This is a genomic window from Leptospiraceae bacterium (genome assembly GCA_016708435.1).
Taxonomy (GTDB): Bacteria; Spirochaetota; Leptospiria; order Leptospirales; family Leptospiraceae; genus UBA2033.
This window is the reverse complement of record JADJFV010000031.1, coordinates 34,566-55,060: the sequence shown is the minus strand read 5'-3', so window position 1 is coordinate 55,060 and position 20,495 is coordinate 34,566. Positions and strand designations below refer to the sequence as shown.

Genomic DNA, 20,495 nt, shown 5'->3' with positions numbered 1-20,495 from the left:
TTTCCTAAAAAAAAGTAAACAAAAAAGAAATGATTTCTTTAAGTTCGAATCATGATTTTCCTACTTGGAAGATATTCTATTTTTTTTCTGCGCCAAAAACTCGATACTCTCTGTATGAAGCATTCTACTTTCATTCGCACCCATATCTATGATTTGGATTGGAATCGTCATGTTACAAGTAGGACTTACGAACGTTTTAGCCAAGAAGGTCGGCAAGCCATTTTAACTGAAAATGGGTTTCCAATTCAGAAATGTATGGAAGAAAGTTTAATTTTAATTCCTGAGTTTACACAGGTGAGATTTTTAGCTCAACAATTTGCTGACTCCAATTTGAGGATTGATACCAATGCAACTTCCTATAAAGGAGGAAGAATTCTCTGGGAGCATAAAATCTGGGGGGAAGATGATAAGCTTGCCTGTGAGCTAATCCATATTACCCGTTTTGAAAATCTGGATGGCAAATTCTTCTCTTTAGCCCAAGAACAAGATCGAATTCCAACACGGGAGTCTGTCAGAGAATTTACTGGCTCTTCAAAACGCTTAATTCATGATTATTCAATCCATTTTTGTGATATGAACTATCTTAGAACATATTCATCGGATGTAGTCTGGAAAGCATTTGAAGAAGGAAGATGGCTTTTCTTTGGAGAAATCATTGATACTACTAGAATCAGTGGCCTTGATACAACTTGTTTCTTTATGGGCGGGAAGATTCATTACAGTCGTTTGCCGTTAGCCGGAGAAAGAACAAAACTCTATACATGGGTAGAAAGTGTAGAAAAAATTCGATTTTATATCAGGCAGGATTTAATTGGTGAGAAGGGAGATATTATTGCATCAATGAGAGACGAACAGCTATTTGTCTCTATTTCTGCCTCTCGACCAAGAAAAGCTCCTGCCGATTTTTTAGAAATTGTGAAAGACTATGTTGAATTAAACTAGCCACGAAAGATGACAAGTATCTTTGCAAGAGTTTCTTTTATGCGATTTACTTGTTCTTCTGAAAGTTTAATCTTTCCTCTTTCCGCTTTGCTTATCACTGCTTCTGCTTTCTCGATGAACACTAACGCTTCTTTTTTTGCAGACTTGTTTGATTCTTGTTTTTTCTTAACTTCTAAGAGTGCAGACTGAACGTCACGCAACTCTTTGCTGATTCCATAAATTTCTTCGTCTAGTTTGTCAAAGTTTAAGCTCATCGTATTTCACTATTCATAAAGGACGTCAATGTATTTCTTCTTTGCTTGTGCATGTTCCCTATGGTCTTTAGAAAAATAATGGTAACCGTCCGGTTTTAATAAAAAGAAAAGATTGTCTGTTTCTTCTGGATTAAATGCTGCAAGTAAGGCAGGCATACCGGGATTGGAAATCGGACCTGGCGGATAGCCCTTGTGCAGATAAGTATTGTAATCCGATGAAATGAGTAAGTCTTTTTCGAAAAGTCTCTTCTTCGGTTTATCAAAGAGGTATTGAACAGTCGCACAGCTTTCGAGTGCAATATTTTTTTTGAGGCGTTTTATGAATACGCCTGCCATAAGAGGGCGCTCTTCTTTTTTCTTTGCTTCTCTTTCTACAATGGAAGCAAGAATTACTTTTTGGTGTAACTCTTCTGGACTAATGCTTTTCGCCTTATCAATCTTTTGTAGATTCAAATAGAACCGTTTTAACATCATCTCAACTACTTTGTCTAAAGGGTAGTTATAAGGAATCGTATAAGTTTCAGGGAAAAGATATCCTTCTGTTGTCTTTGCAGGAATTTTGTATTTCTTTAAAAGCTCGGCACTTGCGGCTAACGTTAAAAACTCTTCTTTTGACTTAGCAATATTTTTATTCGTCAATACATCTCCGATTTGGCGGTTGTTGTAACCTTCGGGAACTGTAAAAGAAATCATTTTTACTTTTCCGTCTACTAATATCTCCATTACTTTGCGAGCCGTCATTCCATTGTCTATAGAGTAAACGCCTTGCTTGAGCTTATTGGTATTACCCGCTATTTTTAGAAGATACACAAAATACCCAGTAGACTTAAGCATTCCATGACTTCTTAAGTCCTTTGTAATTTTGGTAGAAGAATCACCGGCAGAGATGATAAGCTCATACTTTACACTTCCATCTCCGGGAGATCCGCCTTTAATAGAATCAAGTAGAAAGACCCCACCGATTCCTAAGAAAACTAAACCTGCGATTACAGGTAAAACTCGTTTTAATACAAATTCTTTAGATATCACGACAATATTCCTTTCAATTAACCATAAACTTTTTCAGGTTTGAATTTTCTATCAAAATCAATTTGAGTTAAACTCTGATCTTGATTTAATTTCCTATAAAAACATGAATAAAACCCCTCGTGACAAGCGGCAATCTTCTGTTTTACGACATAAATGAAAAATGAATTTTGGGCAGAGCTGTATACATCTATTATCTCCTGTCTATTATCACTTGATTCGCCTTTGAGCCAGATTTTATTTCGAGAGCGACTAAAGTAATTTGCAAAGCCTGTTCTAAAGGTCTCGGATAAAGCAATTGTATTTACGAATGCTTGCATCAATACCTTTTGTTCTAAATCCAATGTAACAACTGGCAGTAGATTTGGAAATGATAAATGTTCAGAGGAGGTAAGTCTTTGTAGAGTGGCTAATTCAAAATTACCTGTCCAGAGAACAGAATCTAGATCACAGTCTGTTAATAGATTTTCTTGCTTGCTGGCAAACAACTCAATTGATTCTCTCGATGTATTTTCAACGGAGACAATTTTTTTTGTAACTTGGTCTTGTTTAATTAGTGTAACTGAATCTTTTAATACTTCCATTATAACCTCTTTAGAAAAATCAATGACATATCGTCTGTTAATTCCCCATCATTTCGAAATTCTTTTAGAACACTCTCTAAAGCACTGAGAAGCTTTTGCGAAGATAAATGCTTATTATCCACAAGAAATTTTCTAAAACGTTTTTCTCCATAGATTTCTTCGGAAGGGCTGAACGTTTCTGTAATTCCATCCGAATAAAGAATTAATCTATCGCCGAGATTTAATCTGATTTCATCTGTTGTAAAAGGACTAGGGATAACGCCAAGTATGCGATGACCACTTTTGATGGTCTCAAAGCTACCGTTTTCTCTTAGTATAATTGGAGAAAGGTGACCAGCATTTATAAACTCAAAGACTCCTGTGCTTGCATCATAGAGTCCGCCGATTAGAGTCATAAACTCATTACCCGCATATCGTTCTATTAGAAAATTGTTTATATTTCGAAATAGGCGGACAATGTCGATGCCAGATTCTATCTGATCGTGAATCAATGCTTTTATCGCGCTGACTAAATATCCTGAGCCAAGTCCATGTCCGGAAACATCACCGAGTAGTATTATCACTTGTCTATCGTTTAAACGGATGAAATCAACGTAATCCCCTGAAATACTCATAGCGGCTAATGATAGATAGGCGAATTCTGTAGAGCGAAGATTTAGGATTCCGTTTGAGGAAGGATGAATTGTTTCTTCTAGAATGGTTGCTTCTTTTAGACTCTTCTCCATTTTCTTTTTCTCGACATCCGCTATTAATAATTGGTAATTGTAAAGGAGTAGATCTGTTAGCCGTGTGCACTCCTTAATAAAGCTGAGTTCGCCTAAGGTAAAGTTTCTCGGAACATTTCTTTCACCTACGAGAAACATTGCGGTTATAGATTTTTTTTCATCAAACCCATACATCGGAAATGCTAATTGAATATTTAGAGTGCGTAAGAAATTATAGACGCTATCTCTAATCCCTGAACCAAACATCAAGGAGGAAGTAATTGTAACATCTTTTTCATTCTCAAAATAATTCCAAATTTCTGATTTATTATGAAGCTTTACCATATCGATGTTTTTAAAATCAGAGGTAGGAAATCGATCCGAGGCAACTAGGATAATTACCTTTTGAATATCGAGTGCTTCATTTACTTTTCTTACGAGCTGTCTAACCGTTGCACGTAGAGAAAAGGGAGAGGATATGAGTAGAGCCATTTCTTCCAGAGTTTGGTTTAGTTTTTTATTTCTTCCAAGCGTCCAGTATTCCATGAACTTTTTTATTCTTTGTTTGACTGTAACCACTGAATAAATACTGAGAAGTAAAAATAAAATATTAAAAAGCTGAAGGTTTTTAATAAATAAACCTTCTGTTAAAAAATTAAATAAAGCAATTAAAACTCCATAAAGACAGATGAACGCAAAGGCTAGGTTCATTGTAGTTACCGATGAACTAAAATAAACCTGCTCGGGCATAAAAGAATAACGATAAGTGCCATAGATGAATAAAAATGGAAAAATTAAAAAACCAAAATACGATATATACTGTATGAATGGATACACTGTAAATAAACTAAATTGAAACGAAAAATAGGGAAGCAATACTAAAAGAGAAATTGCAACAATGAGGATAATCTTTTGTAATCTCGCATTGGCACTCAATTTGTATTTTAGAATATCGTAGACCAAGACACTAAGACAGCCTACGGTTCCAATCAAGATTGCGATTACACCTATCGTTGTGAGTTTTGTAAAAATAACAGGATCTAATTTCTCTGAAGTTCCAATTACAGCAACGATAATAGACGCACAGATTTCTGGCATTAGCCAACGAATCGAGACATCCTTTCCTTTTAAACGAAAGCCCATGTGCATAATAAAAAAGCCGAGCAAATAAAAAGTGAGATAAAACCAAAAGTGGTAAGCATCGAAAGCTAGTAATACAAAGTTGCTGTATATAAAAATGGAAATATCTAAGAAGAATAAAAATAAATAGATGTCTCCGTATTTAAGTAAGAACCAAAAGGATGAAATTAAAAAAATTAGAGATATAATAATATAGGGAATGAAATCGAGAATGGTTTTGTATTGAAATGAAATAAGGGATAAGAGGTTATTGTCCTCTTTAATTTTTATTCTGATAGGAGGAATTTTTTCTTCATACATATTCACTCCAATCATATGTATATTATCTAAGTCTGCGTTAGCTATTAGCCCGTTCGGATAATAATAAAGAAATATCTTGGCGTGACTTGCATCTAATCCCACTCCCTTAAATGTAAATAAAGTAAGTGCAACAAAACAAAGCGCTCCTAGAATGATAACAATATAATTTTTCATGATTAGATATTCTGAATAGAAATGATTTTGTCTGACTTATAATAAATAAAAATTACAGGGTTGTCTTGCAAGTCAACCGTGTAACGCCAACCAACAGAGATAAGACTTTTATTTGGATCAGTATCATTTGTTATCTTAAAATTCTTACCTGTTTGGGAAAATGTCAATCTAAATGTATCTTCTCTAAAACTTCCAACGACAATTTCATAACCTTCTTCCCAGGAAAGTTTTTTTAGCATATCTTCCGCAATGAGTTTTAGTGAATTCAAATTATGTTTTCGTTTCATTAGACTTTGTGAATACATTTTACCTAGAACATGAGAAGATACAAGACCGGAGCCAACCTTTGTGCTTTTTAAAGCAAGTAAAATGAATAAGCATTCTCCATCTTCATTCCTAAAAAATTCTACAAGAACATTTGGATCTTTTTGGTGTGCTTCGAATTTAAAGGACTTGAAGACTGGAACCTTCGAAGTAAAAATTAATCCTTCAATTCTATTTGCAATTTCAAATTCTCGCTTGTATTTTTTGTGTAGTGCAACCTGAGAAGACAGAATATGGTTGTAAACAGCTATAGCCGCCTTGCTAGCTAGGACTTTTAAGCTTAATTTATCTTCAGGACTAGGTAGATTGGTAACAGCTAAAAAACCAAAAATCCTTTCTCTAAAGATGAACGGTATAATAAAATTAGCCTTAAGATCTAAGAAGTCATCGTTAATATCTGATCGTCCTAATAACTCTCCAATCGAAACTCCATGCTTTTTATCTTTTAAAAATAATAAAAGTCTATCTTTGATTTGCACACCTTTGGGTTTAATCTTTCTTCGGCGACCGTTGAAGTAGGTATACGCCTCGAAATCTGCAGGCTCGCGAATTAGCACGGCAAGTCTTCCGTATTTGCTACCTGAAATTTTAACCATATCTGGAAATACTTTGCTGATTAATGCGTTGATTTCAAATCGAGGTTTCGGACTGTTATGTCCTTGTGGGTCTTCGAATAAGTATTCAGAGAGGAATGCTTTTTTTATTTTTGTTTCTAGAAATTCTTGTAGCGGAACGATTAGAATTACTGAAATTACAATTGTTCCGATCATAGTAATTTGCAGAGAGTAGTCGATAGCTTTTGGAATTAATTGTCCAACATAATAATACGTTAAGAGTGCAAGGATAATCGATATTATCCTTACCCCAACTGAAATGACTATTGCTTTGACTCGGTAATCAGAGGGCAGGAGAGAGAAAAACGATTCTACAATTTTTTCTTTCATTAGGTTGTATAATAAGCGTTTTCTTGAATGTAGCCTTCTGTAAAATCGCATCCCCAAAAACGTTTGGAAGAATTTCCCGCACCTAGATGAATTGAGATTTGAACTAAAGAGTTATTTTTTAAATAGAGAGAGAGTTTTTTGAGAGTATCTGCATCAGCTCCCTTAACCGAGATTCCACCGATGTAGATGGCTAAGTTTTCAAAGGAAATTTTCTCATCGAATACTTTACCGATTGCCATTACAAATCTTCCCCAATTCGGGTCTCCTCCATAAATTGCAGTTTTTACGAGAGGAGAATTTATTACCGACTTACCGATCTTATGCGCTTGGGCTTCGTCTCGTGCTTTTAGAATATCTAGCTCAATGAGTTTAGTCGCTCCCTCTCCGTCGGCGGCTATTTGTTTTGTGAGGTCAATGCATATCTCGTCTAACGCATTTTGAAAATTGGAAATGGGAACAGAGCCTGCTAAGCCATTGCACATAAGAACGACTGTATCACTTGTAGAAGTGTCAGAGTCTATGCTCATACAATTAAAGCTTTTGTTTACGGAGGATTTTAGAATATCGTATAAATTACCATTCGCTGGCTTTAGGTCAGTGAGGATATAACAGAGCATTGTCGCCATATTCGGCTCGATCATTCCGGCTCCTTTTGCGATTCCGTAAATGATTCCTTTGACTCCATTGACTTCGATTGTTCTAGAAGAGATTTTTTTCTTCTTGTCGGTGGTCATGATTGCCTCTGCGACTTCTTCTAAGTTACCGGGCTTTAAAGATTCTTTGGCGGATTTACAGGCAGAAAGAATTTTTTCTACGGGAAGGGGAACTCCAATGACTCCAGTAGAAGAGGGAAGAATATCTTCCGTGCGGATACCTAGATTATCCGCTAGAACTTCACAAGTCTTTCTAGCATTATCAATTCCTTTTTGTCCTGTAGCAACATTGGAGTTTTTGGAGTTAATGACGATTGCCTGCAACTTTCCATTTTGAATATGCTCTCTGCCAACGATAACGGGGGAGCCGGGAAAATTATTACGTGTGAATACAGCAGTAGCATCACAGAGAATCTCCGAATAGATTACGGAGAAGTCGAGTGTAGAGTCTTTGATTCCGATATTTTTTCCGAAAGAGTAGAAACCGAGTGGATACATGTATCTTAAATTTACAAGACGGGCTTCTTTCTGTCAATCGGTAAATTTATAGTGAAGGTGGTTCCTTCGCCTTGCGAGGAAGAAACATTTATCCAACCGGAATGAAGTTTTACGATGTGCTTTACAATGGAAAGTCCTAGTCCGGTGCCCCCCCCTTTTCTAGAACGATCGGTATCTACGCGATAGAATCTTTCAAAAATTCTGTCGAGATGGGATTCGCTAATTCCAATTCCCTGGTCGATCACTTGGATGATAACGGTATTGTCTTTGCATTGTGCAAATAAATGAATGGGTTGATTCTCGCTTGAATAGTTAGAAGCATTTTGAATCAGATTGAGAAAAAGATGTTCGAGTAAAATCATATCAGCGTAGAGAAAAATATCGGTGGGAACATCTGCGGCAAAGGTTTGATTTTTTATTTTAATAAACCCATCGACGGTGAATTTTAAATTTTGAACTAGCTCATAGAGATTCACTTTTTCTGGTTGGAAAAAGGAATTTTGAGATTCTAGTTTTGAAATCGTAAGCATGTCTTCGACGATTCGAATCATTCTGTCAGTGTTTCGAAGAATTGCTTTGATAAATTTTTTCTCTACACTATCAGGACTAAGACGTAGCTTACTTTCTAATGTCTCCGCATAGCCTTTGATAGATGTGATTGGAGTCTTTAATTCATGAGAAGCATTTTGAACAAATTGCTCTCTAAGCATTTGTGTTTCGCGCTCGTCTGTCTTATCAGAGACAACGCCAATATACATCAATATCTGGTTGTTTGATTTAAGAGAATAAAACCATACCTTATAGTAATGCTTGCTATCATCAATTCCTATTTTTCCATCTACAGAAGATTCGATATGATCGTTTAGAAAACCGAGTAGCTTTTTATTGATGATTACATCATCAATACTTCTCGATTGAGAATTGGCTGGAATCAAGGTAGTAGGAATACTTTGATTTTGAAATAGAATTTTCTTATCGAGGCTAATGGCAAATACACCCTCGCGAAGATTTTGTAAAAGGGAATTGAATTTTTCTTTTTCTACATTGAGATCGGTAAATTGCATTTGTAACCTGCGAGACATGGAGTTGATGGAGGAAGCAAGATCGGATAATTCTTGAATGTCGGAAGCAGCAAGGAGAGTTCCAAAATCTCCTGCGTTGATTTCCATTGTTTTTTTTTCGATGATACTTAAATGCTCGGTGACACTTGTAGCAATTCGAAAGGAAGTATGAAATGCTATGAGCATGGAAAATATAATATATAGAACAAAAAGGACAAATTTGAATTCTGTTGCAACCTGGGTTTCTACGAAGTAAAGAATTAATCCTGTGGTTAAGAGGATAATCAGAAATAGCCAGTTGCTTAAAAGGACTCTTGAAAAAAGACTACGCATCGCTGAATCTATATCCTATTCCACGAACTGTTTCGAGTCGATCTTTTTCATCTAGAAGCTTGTCTCTCAGACGTTTAATATTTACATCTACGGCTCTATCGGTTACATAGATATCATGTCCCCATATTTTATCGAGGAGCTTATCGCGAGTAAGCGCTATGCCGGGGTTGGTCATAAAAAGTAAAAGTATTTTGTATTCGATGAGAGTAACATCTATTTCGTTGTTATCTACAAAAACTTTGTGAGCTTTTTTGTTGAGATGAATTTTGCCGATGGTAATATTTCCTTCTTTTCCTTCCTCTGTCTTTTCTTCGTAGCGACGCAAAACAGATCTTACCCTCGCCATTAGCTCTCTCGGACTAAATGGTTTTCTTACATAATCGTCTGCTCCAAGCTCGAGTCCAAGAACTGCATCTGTCTCACCCGTCTTTGCTGTTACCATGATGATAGGAACTTGGAACTTTTCTTTGATTCGCTTGCAAAGATCAATCCCTCCAATTCCAGGAAGCATTATATCTAGAATAATCAAATCAGGAAGACTCAAATCGACTCGGGGAAGAACCTCAAGACCATTCTGACATACAAATACCTGAAATCCTTCTTCCTCTAAATGAAACTTGATTAAATCACTAATGTCTTCTTCGTCGTCTACGACTAAAACCTTCAAACCGTTGCCATGAATATTCACATTAAACTCCTAATTGAATCATGCCCAAAGTATTACAAGTAATTATTACATTTTAATTACAATCATTTATGCAATTGATTTCTTTTAGGGGAGGGATTGCCACAGAGGCATGGAGTATCTCTTTACCAACAAATAATAAGAAACTGATTACCACCGATGAACATGCGAAGGCGCTGGTCGCGAATGTTTGCAGCGAAGGGGGGACTGAGCACCGATAAAAGATACGATAGGTTTTGAATATTTGCAATTTGGTTTGAATCCATATCATTTTTTATCGTAAGCGTGGAGTTTATAATCATTTAACAATTTTCTTGATATATGTAAGAACAGAACTCAATGTCATTTCGGAGGATTCTTCAATCTCTATCTTTTTTATCTACTATAACTAAAAAATCATAATTGATGCTCTCTTGCATCTCCTCTGGCTCTTGAACCAAAAAGGAATAATTCAATTAATACTTTCAAAAAAATTTTTTGCTTCTTCATGTATCTCTCTAAGACTTTTTTCTTTCCAGAGATTTTTTTGCCATTCTGTATAATCAAAATTTTCTCTTAAAATAAGAGTGATAAATTTTTCAGAATCTACCAATCCTAATTTATCTTTTAATGCGTTCATTCCTTCATGTAGAATTAGTGTATTTGATTTTTGCATTTTAAACCTCTATTTTTTCAATAAAATTAATTGGATTAATAATTTCCAAATCTGAGATAACATTCTTTTTCTTAACCAATGGATTATCCGTTGTTATGAAAAAATCTGCTTTCGCTTCTATCGCGCAGGATAAATGCAAGGCATCTTTAAATTTAATATTATAACTTAGCAATTTTTCTGCTCGATTAAAAATTTCTTCACTTGGTTTTATAATTATAGTAGAGATCTTTTTCCATTCCAAGATTTCTTCTTTTCTAATCACATATGGATTAGACTGATTTTCATATTCTAGTATATACGACCAGACTAAAGAATATTGACTCTCTTTTATTTTTCTTTGGATATATAGTTTTGATTCAGTCTCAATTTGAACCTTAATATTTTCTTGATTATCATAAGGTCGATTGAAACAACAGTTGTCAAGGTAAATGCGGGTCATAGGTAATTCCTTTTTTGGTCAATGCTTAACTCGATATTCGATTTTATAGAATTCAATCGTTCTTTCTTTTAAAGGCTTGAGTTATAACTTTTTAATGTCTTCTATACTCAAACCAGTTGAGCTAGTTATAGTTATTATATCAACTCCAGCCAGCTTTAATTTCTTTGCAATTTCTAAAGCTTTCTTGTTTTCGGCTAATTCTACTTTACCCCTTTCATCTTGTTCTCTCATCAAAAAGTAATCATAATTATCTAGTTCTTCTTTCGTCCAATTATGTTTATCTGATTCGGAATATGCTTCTTTTAATCCTTCATCATTAACGTCAGGCGGAATTACATCTAAGTTTTCTGCATTTTTAATAAAATAAATCCATTTATCAGTTAGAGTAATACAGTCGTTTAACTCTTTTTTGAATTTAGGTAACTCAATAAAATTAAAGCTAATATCCTTTAATTCATTCCTTCCAGTCTCCATATTTTGTATTAAGTGACGGGTCAAATAGCTATTACCTTCAAAATAATCGAATTCTAAAATTCCAATAAGGACTACAGGAGTAAGTTTATAATATTCATCTCCCTTTTCTATTTGAGAAGAGTATTCTTTTGAAACATAGTATTGAACTCTTTTATCAAATCCAATCACTTCACTCAATTGCATTTCTACAAGATAAGTATTTCCCGTTTGGTCTTTTACTTTTACATCAATAATAGAAGTTTTGAGTCCAGTAATTCTTGGGAGTTGAAATGTTGTAAGAAAATCCAAATGAATAATTTTCTTATCTCCTTCTAAACCTAATACTGAATTCAAAAAGGAGATAAGAATAACTTTCTTGGCTTCATTTCCAAAGATTTTTCGGAAAGCTACATCGTTTTTTGGGTCAGCAAATTTCATACCCTTACTGTTTATGCTTGTTTGGAAATTGTCAAGTGGATTTAAACTCTAAAATTAAGTCTACTGCTGAAAGAAAATGGGTATTCTTGTTTGCAATTCCAGTTTAGTGGTTAATAATGCTGTAATGACAAATCCATCTACAATATCTTTATACCAATTGCCAAAAGTAAATTCCAATTTAATACTTGATAACTCATTTTTCCATTGACCCTCTTTTTTAAATTACCACCGTCTGAACTGTGATTTGTGTGATTACTATGATTGGGATGATTTTGTTCTAAAAAGTATCGACTCCCTATATCGATAAGATTATCCGAATGTCTTTCTGGGACACGATGTCGCGGAAGTCTATACCTGAATATTTCATCGTGAGTTCAACAAATATACTACGAAGTGTGGCTAATACAACTAAGCCGGCTTGGAGCAAGGTGACGGACAGCTTCCGATATAGTCCGTTACCGCAGTGGATACTCGCAGTTAGTTGCCGTTACCCATCCAATAACTCTCCGCCGATTGCAATAAAGTATGAATTTAATTCCTTTGCAACTAGTTTTCGACGCTCCTGTAAAAAATCACCATATCGATCCACTTGCCACAAATCCTCATAAATCGGTATGAATTGATTTTTTAATCGATCCTGTTCTATCTTTTTCAAGTAGATATTGGGAAGACTTTTTGAAATTTCTTTATTTGCTTTGGAGGATAAAAATGCAATGTTCGCCAAATCGTCTATTAATTCCGATTGGATTTCCGTCTCTTTTAATACTGCTTTCGGAAAGATGTGATGAAGTTCTATCTGGTTTTCATTACCTAGATTGTTGGAACTTAAATTTGTTCCAGTAAACCAGTCCTTTGCTTTCTTATTGCGGCAAATGGCAAATACCAACGGTGTGAATTTGTTATTTCGATAATTTCCTTCAAGCATTTCTGGAGTAAATTCGAAACTTGCAATATTTCGCTTTAGATTTTTAATTAGATTATGAATCGGTGAGTCGGAATTTATTGCTTTAATGTCTTGGTCGATTTGTCCTTCTGCCCCGCCGGTAAATCTTCCGAAGCCTGTAGCGGCTAAAAACCAGAAAAGAATTCCATTAACTGAGTTGTCATCTAATTTAGATTTTAATTTATCAACGTAATAAACAATAGGAACTAACGCATTCAAAGAAGGAATGAAATCCGTTGATTCAATTCCTATATTGTTTTTCAAAAAATTTAATGTAATATCAATTGCTCTTTTGTATCTTTCCATATTTTTGGTAACTCATTTTTCTTTTCATTCCAAAGCGTGTCTAAGGATTTGAAGCTACTTTGGCCAGTTCCTATTACAACAAAACATCGCATTATAAAGCTTGGATTAAAATCAAAATTTTCCTTATCGTATTGAGAGAGAGCAATTTTAAATTCGTCATTCAAAGAGCCAGGCCAATTAAAAGCTAGTCTTGCCATAGCTAATTCAGCAAATTTTAATCTTGTCCCTTTCGAATTTAAGCGAATAAAAGATTCAGTTACTTCTTCAAAATCATCTGTATGCAGGGTGAGGACTGGAAAACTATAATCTTTAATTTGCGATAAGTTTTGTATTCGCTCCATATAAGTTTTCTGAAGTGGTGAAGTCTTTTCAATATTGAGCCTATCAATAATTTGAGTCCAAACATTTATTGGCTCTTCCAAAACTGATTTTACGGAAACCCACGAAGGATTATTTTTCATCTTACTACTGAACACCGCAAATACCTCATCTTCTACATGAAAATAAACTAGGATTTCCCCCTTCAATAATTTTTGAAGTGACGTTAATCTTTGCTGTCCATCTAGTATAAGTAGATCTGGCGTTTTATCCGAATTATTCTTTAGCTTTGGTGGAGTTTAGTCTTCCAAAGATAAATTAAACCAGTTGGATATTCTTTATAAAGAGATTCTACAAGGTCTCGAACCTGGGATTTGCTCCAAACATAGTCTCGCTGAATCTCCGGAATACCTAGCTCTCCTGCATTAAATTTCTCTAATAATACACTTATTGAAGTGTCTGATTTTTCAAGTTTCTTTGGCATAACTATTTTCCTCTAAATTTTATGGTGTAATGGCAACTAACTAATCATCTCCGTATTTCACTTATATAGTCAAGAGCAAAAGGACGCGAAGGGAGAAATAGTGTAGGGGTTAGCATAAAATAGTTCGGATATGTATAGAGGAAGCGAAGCTTGAGTTCTGTTTGTTTTGGGATGAAAAATACATTTCATAAATCAAGTATATATGATAAAATCAAGGATATAATAAGCTTTATAGGATTCCTTGCAAAGTAAGTATCCAAAGTGGTTTCCACAGTAGAAAGAGTTCAAAGACTTACCGGCTATTCGACAGTATCCGCAAATATACGATGACGATACATTTTGTAAATTCCACCCGCTTCGTTATTCTTCTAAGCGATATCTAGAAAAGTTTTTAGACAGGATTAACAAGATTCACAGGATTAAGATATTTCATTCATATCCAAACACCTAAGCGCAAGTAAACCCTTCTTCGTGCTCTTCGCGCCCTTCGTGGTTACTTAGTTTCTTTGCCAGATAGATTTCTCACACTCGGCACTATTTCCTACCAAAAGACCAATCGCAGACACGAGGTTCGAAATGACCGGATAAAACCATCCTGTAAATCCTGTAAATCCTGTCTAAAAAAAAGTATAAAAGTCCTAGTCTCCGATATGCTTCCTTTTACCTTCCTTTGTATCAAAGATACTATCAAAGATACTGTCATGTATAGTATCAAAGATACTAAAAATCGATTTTTAAGTATCTTTGATACTATCCTAGACATTATTGCTCACAGTATAATTGAGTTATACGCAATATAAAGCCTTATACCAGTCACCTCGAACGGCTTTATCATGAAAGCAGTCCCTTTTGCCGATTATTGAAATTAGGCTTTTACTATGAAAATACTACTACTAACACTCACTCTTTTCTTTTCTACTTCTTGTGCATCGACTTTAATTAATAGCTTTGTAAATTACGAAAGGAATAAAGCTAGCTTAACCAAGAAAACTATTACTGTGGATAATTTCGATTTTGCGTATTTGGAAGGAGGAGAAGGGGAGACGATTTTACTCTTTCATGGATTTGGGGGAGACAAGGAGCATTGGACAAGATTCTCTCGCTACTTGACCGACAAATATCGAGTAATCGCACCGGACTCTCCACCTGCTGGCGAAAGCACAAAGATAGAATCAGAGAATTACGGGTATATGTCGCAAGTGAAAAGACTTCATGCATTTGCGCAGAAGCTTGGACTTAAGAAATATCATATCGCTGGAAATTCTATGGGTGGACAGATTGCAGGAATTTATGCAACCGAGTATCCAGAAGAAGTATTGAGTCTTGGACTTTTTGATGCCGCAGGGGTTAATAGCCGTAATCCAAGCAAGTTGTCTGAGAAATTAGCCCAGGGAAAAAATCCTCTCATTGTCAGTAACGAAGAAGAGTTTGATTATCTAATGAAATTTTCCTTTGTCAATCCTCCTTATATTCCTGGATTTTTTAAAACCGATATTATGAGAAAGTCAGCGGCTAACAAGAAGTATAACGAAAAAGTTTTTTCTGAAATTAGGTCTGATGGAAATCTTTTGGAAACTCGTCTCTCTAAGATTAAGGCAAAGACTTTGATACTCTGGGGTGATACAGATAATATCATCGACGTATCTTCTACTGAGATTTTTCAAAAAGGAATCAAGGACAACAAAGTAGTGATTCTAAAAGACTGCGGTCACGCTCCCATGCTCGAACTCCCCGAAGAAACAGCAAAACACTATCTAGAATTCATTCGGTAAATTATGATTAGCCAACTTAAGATGTCACCCCCGAGTTCTTTTATCGGGGGTCTCAATTTGCTTAGATTCCAGTTTTCGCTCAATTCTGTTAAGTAAAGGAAAAACGAGAAGATTTTAACCACGAAGGGCACGAAGATCACGAAGGTAAAGATTTAAATTCCTTTTCTTTTCTTCGTGTTCTCTGTGTTCTTCGTGGTTAAAAATTCTTAAAGGTAAACCGTTTAGCAAAGGGTGGAATTTCGAAAATTACAGAGAACTTTTATTTATCTGTTGTAAATTTCTTGCAATAATATTCTATTGAACGGGGTATTTTCCGCGCGATGATAAATAAAATAAAGCTGATTTCACTGATTCTTTTTTTCCTTCTTCCAATTTCCCTTTTTTCATTTGATAGAGTTGATTTAGTAAAGAATTGCTCTGATTCTAAGACTTGCACACCAAGAGTTTGGTATGCGATTGATTCTTATGATCCTTCCTTTTTACAATTACAAAACCCCGGCGTTGAATGGAAGAAGATAGAAAGCTTTCCTATTTGGATGAATAAACTTTTTACCAAAGAAGGCGAGCTTGCTACTTATACACTTATGACCTATTTTGATATTCCAGAGGATATTCTCAATTATCCGAAGCACACAGGAATTCGTTTTGGTGAGATAGGGGAAGTATTTGAAATTTATCTAAATGGAATTTTAATTGCCAGAGAAGGCGAAATCAAAAATGGAAAAGTATCTTTTCATAGAACTGTCCGCGGTGTAATCTATCAAGTCCCAAGAGAAATTATACAGGCTAAGGACAATCATCTTCTCGTAAAACTTTCCGGTCATCCAAAGTTTGATCACACTGGTTTTTATCTTACGAAATACTATGACTTTGGTTTTTATGAATCCATCAAATACGATGAACAGGATAGAGTGTCTCTCGCCTTACTCACCGTTTACTTCACCGTTGGTCTTTACCATCTATTTTTATTTTATCGCAGGAGAGTAGAGGTTTATAATTTTTATTACGGTGCGTTTTCTTTTATCATCGCCATTTATATTTATACAAGGACTTCTGCCATTTTCGAGAATTCGTGGGATACGTCTATTATCCAGAGAGTTGAGTTAGCAGTTCTTTATCCCGGCTTTGTTTTTCTCAGTCAATCTATAGATGTTTTGTTTTTTAATAAAGCAGGCAAATGGACAAGAGGTTTCGGTCATTTTTCTTATCTCATCAGTGCAATCACGCTCGTATGTCCCGATATGTATCAGGCGGAATATATTCTCAGGCTCTGGCAAATTTCTATTCTTACTTTCGGGATTCCACTCTTGGGGAGGATATTTTATGTTGCTATCAAAAAAGAAATTAGCAACGCAAAACGCTTATTAGTCGGACTTATCATTTTTTTAATGGCAGTCATTTATGATATTCTAGATTCTCTTGTATTCAATTCGGGTCTTTCTTTTACTAAGTATGCATTTTTTATTTATATCCTTGGATTTGCCGGTGTGCTCGCAAATCGTTTCATTTCTGTTCACAATGAAATAGAAGATCTAAACAAAACCCTGGAAGATAAAGTAGGAGAAAGAACAAAAGAGCTAAATGAATCTTTAAAGGAAGTAAAGCTTTTAAAAGAGCACCAGGATGGAGATTATTTTCTAACAACTCTTATCATCCAGCCTTTAGCGTCTAACGTTCCCGGAGATGATAAAATTGGAATCAAGATACTCACAAGACAAAAGAAGAAATTTGAATTTAAAAACAAGATGCATGAAATCGGAGGAGACATTTGTATTTCCGAAATCATTCATCTAAAAGGACGAAAATACACTGCATTTCTAAATGGAGACGCAATGGGAAAATCCATTCAAGGAGCAGGGGGAGCCTTGGCACTTGGAGTTGTTTTCAAATCTATTATCTCAAGAGGTAAAATATTCTCCCAAGAAGAAACTGTTTTCCCGGAGAGATGGTTGAAGCTTGCCTTTCAGGAATTGCAAAGTATCTTTGAATCTTTTGATGGCTCTATGATGGTTTCGGTTGTAATGGGGCTAGTGGATAATGATCGCGGTTTTATTTATTACATCAACGCAGAGCATCCATTTTGTGTTCTATTCAGAGACAAAAAAGCAACCTTCATCGAAAAAGAAATGAATCTTCATAAAATTGGAATGATGACAGCAGAGCATTCGGGAGATTTTAGAATCAATACTTTCAAGTTGGAAAATGGAGACATTGTTCTTATGGGCTCCGATGGAAAAGATGATATCAAGATTGGAATCGACGATAGAGGAGGGCGCGTCATCAACGAAGATGAAAGTCTATTTCTTAAAACTGTCGAAGAGGCTAATGCCGATTTAGAAAGAATCTTTTCTATCACAGAGAAAAAGGGAGAACTGACAGATGATTTTAGTTTACTCCGAATTGAGTTTAATGACCCTTATCCGGTCAATGCAGATCAAGACACCTCTCATTTAAAACTAGCTTTAGAGTATTACAATAAAGACGAATTCAGAAGAGCTTATGATATATTAGAACAAATTACAGAGCCTACTTTATCTAAAAGTTATTTGCGGCTAAAGGCAAATACTGTCTATAAAATGGGAGATTTTTACCAAGCTGCTGAGCTTTATAGTAGTTTTGTAGACTTGTATCCAGAAGAGTCTACTTTTCTTTTTGCTACTGCCAAGAGTTATAAGATGATTGGCAAATCAGATTTAGCCGCCGATTACTCCGAGCGTTTAAAACTCAGAGAGCCAAAGAATGTGAATAATCTTTTACTCTTAACGGAAGTCTATTTAGAATTAAACGCCCGCTATCGTGCAAGCAAGATGCTCGATCTGGCTTTTCTACTTGATCGGGAAAATCCAAAAGTCATTGAACTAAAAAATAGAATCAGTGGAAATTGATAAGTGGGGAAAAATCATGAGAGAAAATATTAAACTTACTAGAACCAAAGAGGGAGTTCCCAAAGTAAAAGCAAATACAATTGAAGATTGCCTTTATGGATTGGGTTATGTTCATGCAATAGACAGAGGAATGCAAATGAACTTTATGCGTATCCTTGGTCGCGGAAGACTTTCTGAACTTTTAGATTCAAGTGATACTTCTCTTTCGATTGACACATTCTTTAGAAGAATGAATTGGTATGGAAAAACGAGTAAACCACTCTCAGAAGTAGACTCCGAAAAAAAACAATGGATAAAATCCTACTGTGCAGGAGTAAATGACGGTTTTGCGAAAACCTATCCATTTGAAATGAAACTGCTTGGAGTTCCAAAAGAAGCCTGGACGATTGAAGATTGTATTTTAATTTCTAGAATGATCGGATACCTGACATTAGCCCAATCACAGGGAGAAGTAGAAAGACTATTTATTGAAATGGTGCAAGCAGGTGTGAGTGAAAAGCATTTAGAAGAATTGTTTCCCGGAATTCTTACAGGTGCAAATTATGAAAAGATAAAGAAGATTCATTTAGAAGATAGAGTTGTCCCTCCCTCTGTATTATGGGAAATAGGGGCGCCTAAGATGATGGCTTCGAATAACTGGGTAATCGGTGGTAGCCTTACCAAGAGCGGCAAACCCATCTTATCCAATGACCCCCATTTAGAAATCAATCGACTTCCTTCTGTCTGGGGAGAAATCATTCTTTCTACTCCTAATTGGTATGCGATAGGCGGAAGTATGCCCGGTGTTCCCGGAATCTTAACCGGTCGAACAAAAGATTTAAGCTGGGGTGTCACCTATGCCTTTGTAGATGCCTATGATTCCTGGATGGAAGATTGTCTTGAGGGCAAGTATTTAAAAGAAGGAAAATACATTCCTTTTATTCAACGCAAAGAAGTTATTAAACGCAAAAAGAAAAAAAGCAAAGAAATTCTCTTTTATGAAAACGAACATGGGACTCTTTCGGGAAATCCGTATAAAGAAGGAATTTATCTATCTTCTCAATGGACAGGCGTGGACTCCGGTGGGGTAACGGTTAATTCCATTTTGTCTCTACTTACTAGTCAGAATACAAAACACGCAATGGATATTGTTAGCAAAGTAGAAACAGCCTGGAATTTTGTAATCGCTGACTCCGCAGGAAACATTGGTTATCAAATGAGCGGAAAAGTTCCTAAACGAAAAAAAGGGGCAAGTGGTTTTGTTCCATTCTGCGGATGGGATAAGAAAGACGATTGGAATGGGTTCGAGTCTCCTTCTGATATGCCAAAGTCCTACAATCCAAAAGAAGGATTCTTTGTAACGGCTAATAATAATTTAAACCAATACGGAAAAATAAAACCTCTCAATATGCCAATGGGCTCTTATCGCGCTGACAGGATAGCCAATCTTATCCGCAGTGGCTCTAAGTTTACAGTCGAAGATGTTTGTAAGATGCACTATGATGTATATTCTTTAGAAGCGGAAATATTTATGAAAATTCTAAAGCCACTGCTTCCTGATACCGCACAGGGAAATATTCTAAGAGATTGGGATTTAAAATACAATATTGAGTCTAATGGCGCTTATCTCTTTGAAGTGTTTTATAAAGAATTATTTAGAGAAGTATTCGGCAAAAAAAATCTAGGAGAAAAACTCATTTCCTTTTTACAAGAAGAGACTGGAGTGTTTGTAGACTTCTATGATAAATTTGTAAATATACTTCTCTCTGAAAAATCGATTTGGTTTGGAACAGAAACCCGTGAAGAAATATTCAAGCGAGTGGCAGAGAAAAGTCTACAGACAGAAATTAAAACCTGGGGCAGTGTGCAGGAACTCAAATTCAATCATATTTTATTTGCTGGAAAACTTCCTCGCTTTCTTGGATTTGATAAAGGACCGATTGCAATTCCCGGTGGTCGTGCTACGATTTCGCAGGGACAGATTTATAAATCAGCCGGTCGCACAACTAGTTTTGCCGCATCGATTCGAGTTGTATCTGATATGGCGGATAATTCTGTTATTACCAACATGCCCGGCGGTCCTTCTGATAGAAGATTCTCCCGTTGGTATTCCTCTGATTTACAAAATTGGATTTCCGGAAAATACAAAACACTTTCTGTCAACACAGAAGAAATTACATTTTAGTAAAATAGTAGACGGA

The 20,495-nt window shown here is 35.6% G+C and carries 19 protein-coding genes; 5 read left to right on the top strand and 14 right to left on the bottom strand.

Going from position 1 to position 20,495, the window contains the following annotated elements:
• Positions 1 to 51 precede the first annotated feature (51 nt).
• Entirely contained in the window at positions 52 to 942 is an 891-nt protein-coding gene (locus IPH52_19205) for an acyl-[acyl-carrier-protein] thioesterase (protein ID MBK7057132.1), read from the top strand.
• Here IPH52_19205 and IPH52_19200 read toward each other — a convergent pair.
• From IPH52_19200 to IPH52_19135, 14 genes are all read right to left on the bottom strand, one after another.
• On the bottom strand, positions 939 to 1,196 hold the full coding sequence (locus tag IPH52_19200; protein ID MBK7057131.1) for a hypothetical protein: 258 nt from the start codon (positions 1,194 to 1,196) through the stop codon (positions 939 to 941). The genes IPH52_19205 and IPH52_19200 overlap by 4 nt on opposite strands.
• Positions 1,197 to 1,205: 9 nt before the next feature.
• Entirely contained in the window at positions 1,206 to 2,243 is a 1,038-nt protein-coding gene (gene mltG, locus IPH52_19195; protein ID MBK7057130.1) for an endolytic transglycosylase MltG, read from the bottom strand.
• Positions 2,243 to 2,806, bottom strand: coding sequence for a hypothetical protein (locus tag IPH52_19190; GenBank protein MBK7057129.1), 564 nt, complete (start codon positions 2,804 to 2,806; stop codon positions 2,243 to 2,245). The genes mltG and IPH52_19190 overlap by 1 nt, the downstream gene beginning before the upstream one ends.
• Positions 2,806 to 5,124: a serine/threonine-protein phosphatase gene (locus IPH52_19185; GenBank protein MBK7057128.1), complete on the bottom strand. Its 2,319-nt coding sequence runs from the start codon at positions 5,122 to 5,124 to the stop codon at positions 2,806 to 2,808. The genes IPH52_19190 and IPH52_19185 overlap by 1 nt, the downstream gene beginning before the upstream one ends.
• Positions 5,125 to 5,126: 2 nt before the next feature.
• Positions 5,127 to 6,392, bottom strand: coding sequence for a hypothetical protein (locus IPH52_19180; protein ID MBK7057127.1), 1,266 nt, complete (start codon positions 6,390 to 6,392; stop codon positions 5,127 to 5,129).
• Entirely contained in the window at positions 6,392 to 7,543 is a 1,152-nt protein-coding gene (argJ, locus tag IPH52_19175) for a bifunctional glutamate N-acetyltransferase/amino-acid acetyltransferase ArgJ (GenBank protein ID MBK7057126.1), read from the bottom strand. Before argJ ends, IPH52_19180 begins: the two co-directional genes overlap by 1 nt.
• A gap of 11 nt (positions 7,544 to 7,554) precedes the next feature.
• Positions 7,555 to 8,937 (bottom strand): GHKL domain-containing protein, encoded by a 1,383-nt coding sequence (locus tag IPH52_19170; protein MBK7057125.1) that lies wholly within the window; start codon positions 8,935 to 8,937, stop codon positions 7,555 to 7,557.
• Entirely contained in the window at positions 8,930 to 9,604 is a 675-nt protein-coding gene (locus tag IPH52_19165; protein ID MBK7057124.1) for a response regulator transcription factor, read from the bottom strand. The genes IPH52_19170 and IPH52_19165 overlap by 8 nt, the downstream gene beginning before the upstream one ends.
• 469 nt (positions 9,605 to 10,073) lie before the next feature.
• Positions 10,074 to 10,277, bottom strand: coding sequence for a hypothetical protein (locus IPH52_19160; GenBank protein MBK7057123.1), 204 nt, complete (start codon positions 10,275 to 10,277; stop codon positions 10,074 to 10,076).
• Between the two features lies 1 nt (position 10,278).
• Positions 10,279 to 10,716: a PIN domain protein gene (locus IPH52_19155; GenBank protein ID MBK7057122.1), complete on the bottom strand. Its 438-nt coding sequence runs from the start codon at positions 10,714 to 10,716 to the stop codon at positions 10,279 to 10,281.
• Positions 10,717 to 10,797: 81 nt separating this feature from the next.
• Entirely contained in the window at positions 10,798 to 11,607 is an 810-nt protein-coding gene (locus tag IPH52_19150; protein ID MBK7057121.1) for an Rpn family recombination-promoting nuclease/putative transposase, read from the bottom strand.
• A gap of 487 nt (positions 11,608 to 12,094) precedes the next feature.
• Positions 12,095 to 12,856, bottom strand: coding sequence for a hypothetical protein (locus IPH52_19145; GenBank protein ID MBK7057120.1), 762 nt, complete (start codon positions 12,854 to 12,856; stop codon positions 12,095 to 12,097).
• Entirely contained in the window at positions 12,820 to 13,425 is a 606-nt protein-coding gene (locus IPH52_19140; GenBank protein ID MBK7057119.1) for a DUF262 domain-containing protein, read from the bottom strand. Before IPH52_19140 ends, IPH52_19145 begins: the two co-directional genes overlap by 37 nt.
• Positions 13,426 to 13,457: 32 nt before the next feature.
• Positions 13,458 to 13,658, bottom strand: coding sequence for a DUF262 domain-containing protein (locus tag IPH52_19135; GenBank protein MBK7057118.1), 201 nt, complete (start codon positions 13,656 to 13,658; stop codon positions 13,458 to 13,460).
• Positions 13,659 to 14,164: 506 nt separating this feature from the next.
• On the opposite strand from IPH52_19135, the gene IPH52_19130 reads away from it, so the two are divergent.
• The 4 genes from IPH52_19130 (at position 14,165) to IPH52_19115 (ending at position 20,479) form a co-directional block, all read left to right on the top strand.
• Complete coding sequence (locus tag IPH52_19130) at positions 14,165 to 14,458, top strand: hypothetical protein (GenBank protein ID MBK7057117.1); 294 nt, start codon at positions 14,165 to 14,167, stop codon at positions 14,456 to 14,458.
• 78 nt (positions 14,459 to 14,536) lie between these two features.
• Positions 14,537 to 15,430, top strand: a complete 894-nt coding sequence (locus IPH52_19125; protein ID MBK7057116.1) for an alpha/beta hydrolase — start codon at positions 14,537 to 14,539, stop codon at positions 15,428 to 15,430.
• A 320-nt stretch (positions 15,431 to 15,750) separates the two neighbouring features.
• Positions 15,751 to 18,315 (top strand): SpoIIE family protein phosphatase, encoded by a 2,565-nt coding sequence (locus tag IPH52_19120; protein ID MBK7057115.1) that lies wholly within the window; start codon positions 15,751 to 15,753, stop codon positions 18,313 to 18,315.
• Between the two features lie 16 nt (positions 18,316 to 18,331).
• On the top strand, positions 18,332 to 20,479 hold the full coding sequence (locus IPH52_19115) for a penicillin acylase family protein (GenBank protein ID MBK7057114.1): 2,148 nt from the start codon (positions 18,332 to 18,334) through the stop codon (positions 20,477 to 20,479).
• The last annotated feature ends 16 nt before the right edge of the window (positions 20,480 to 20,495 follow it).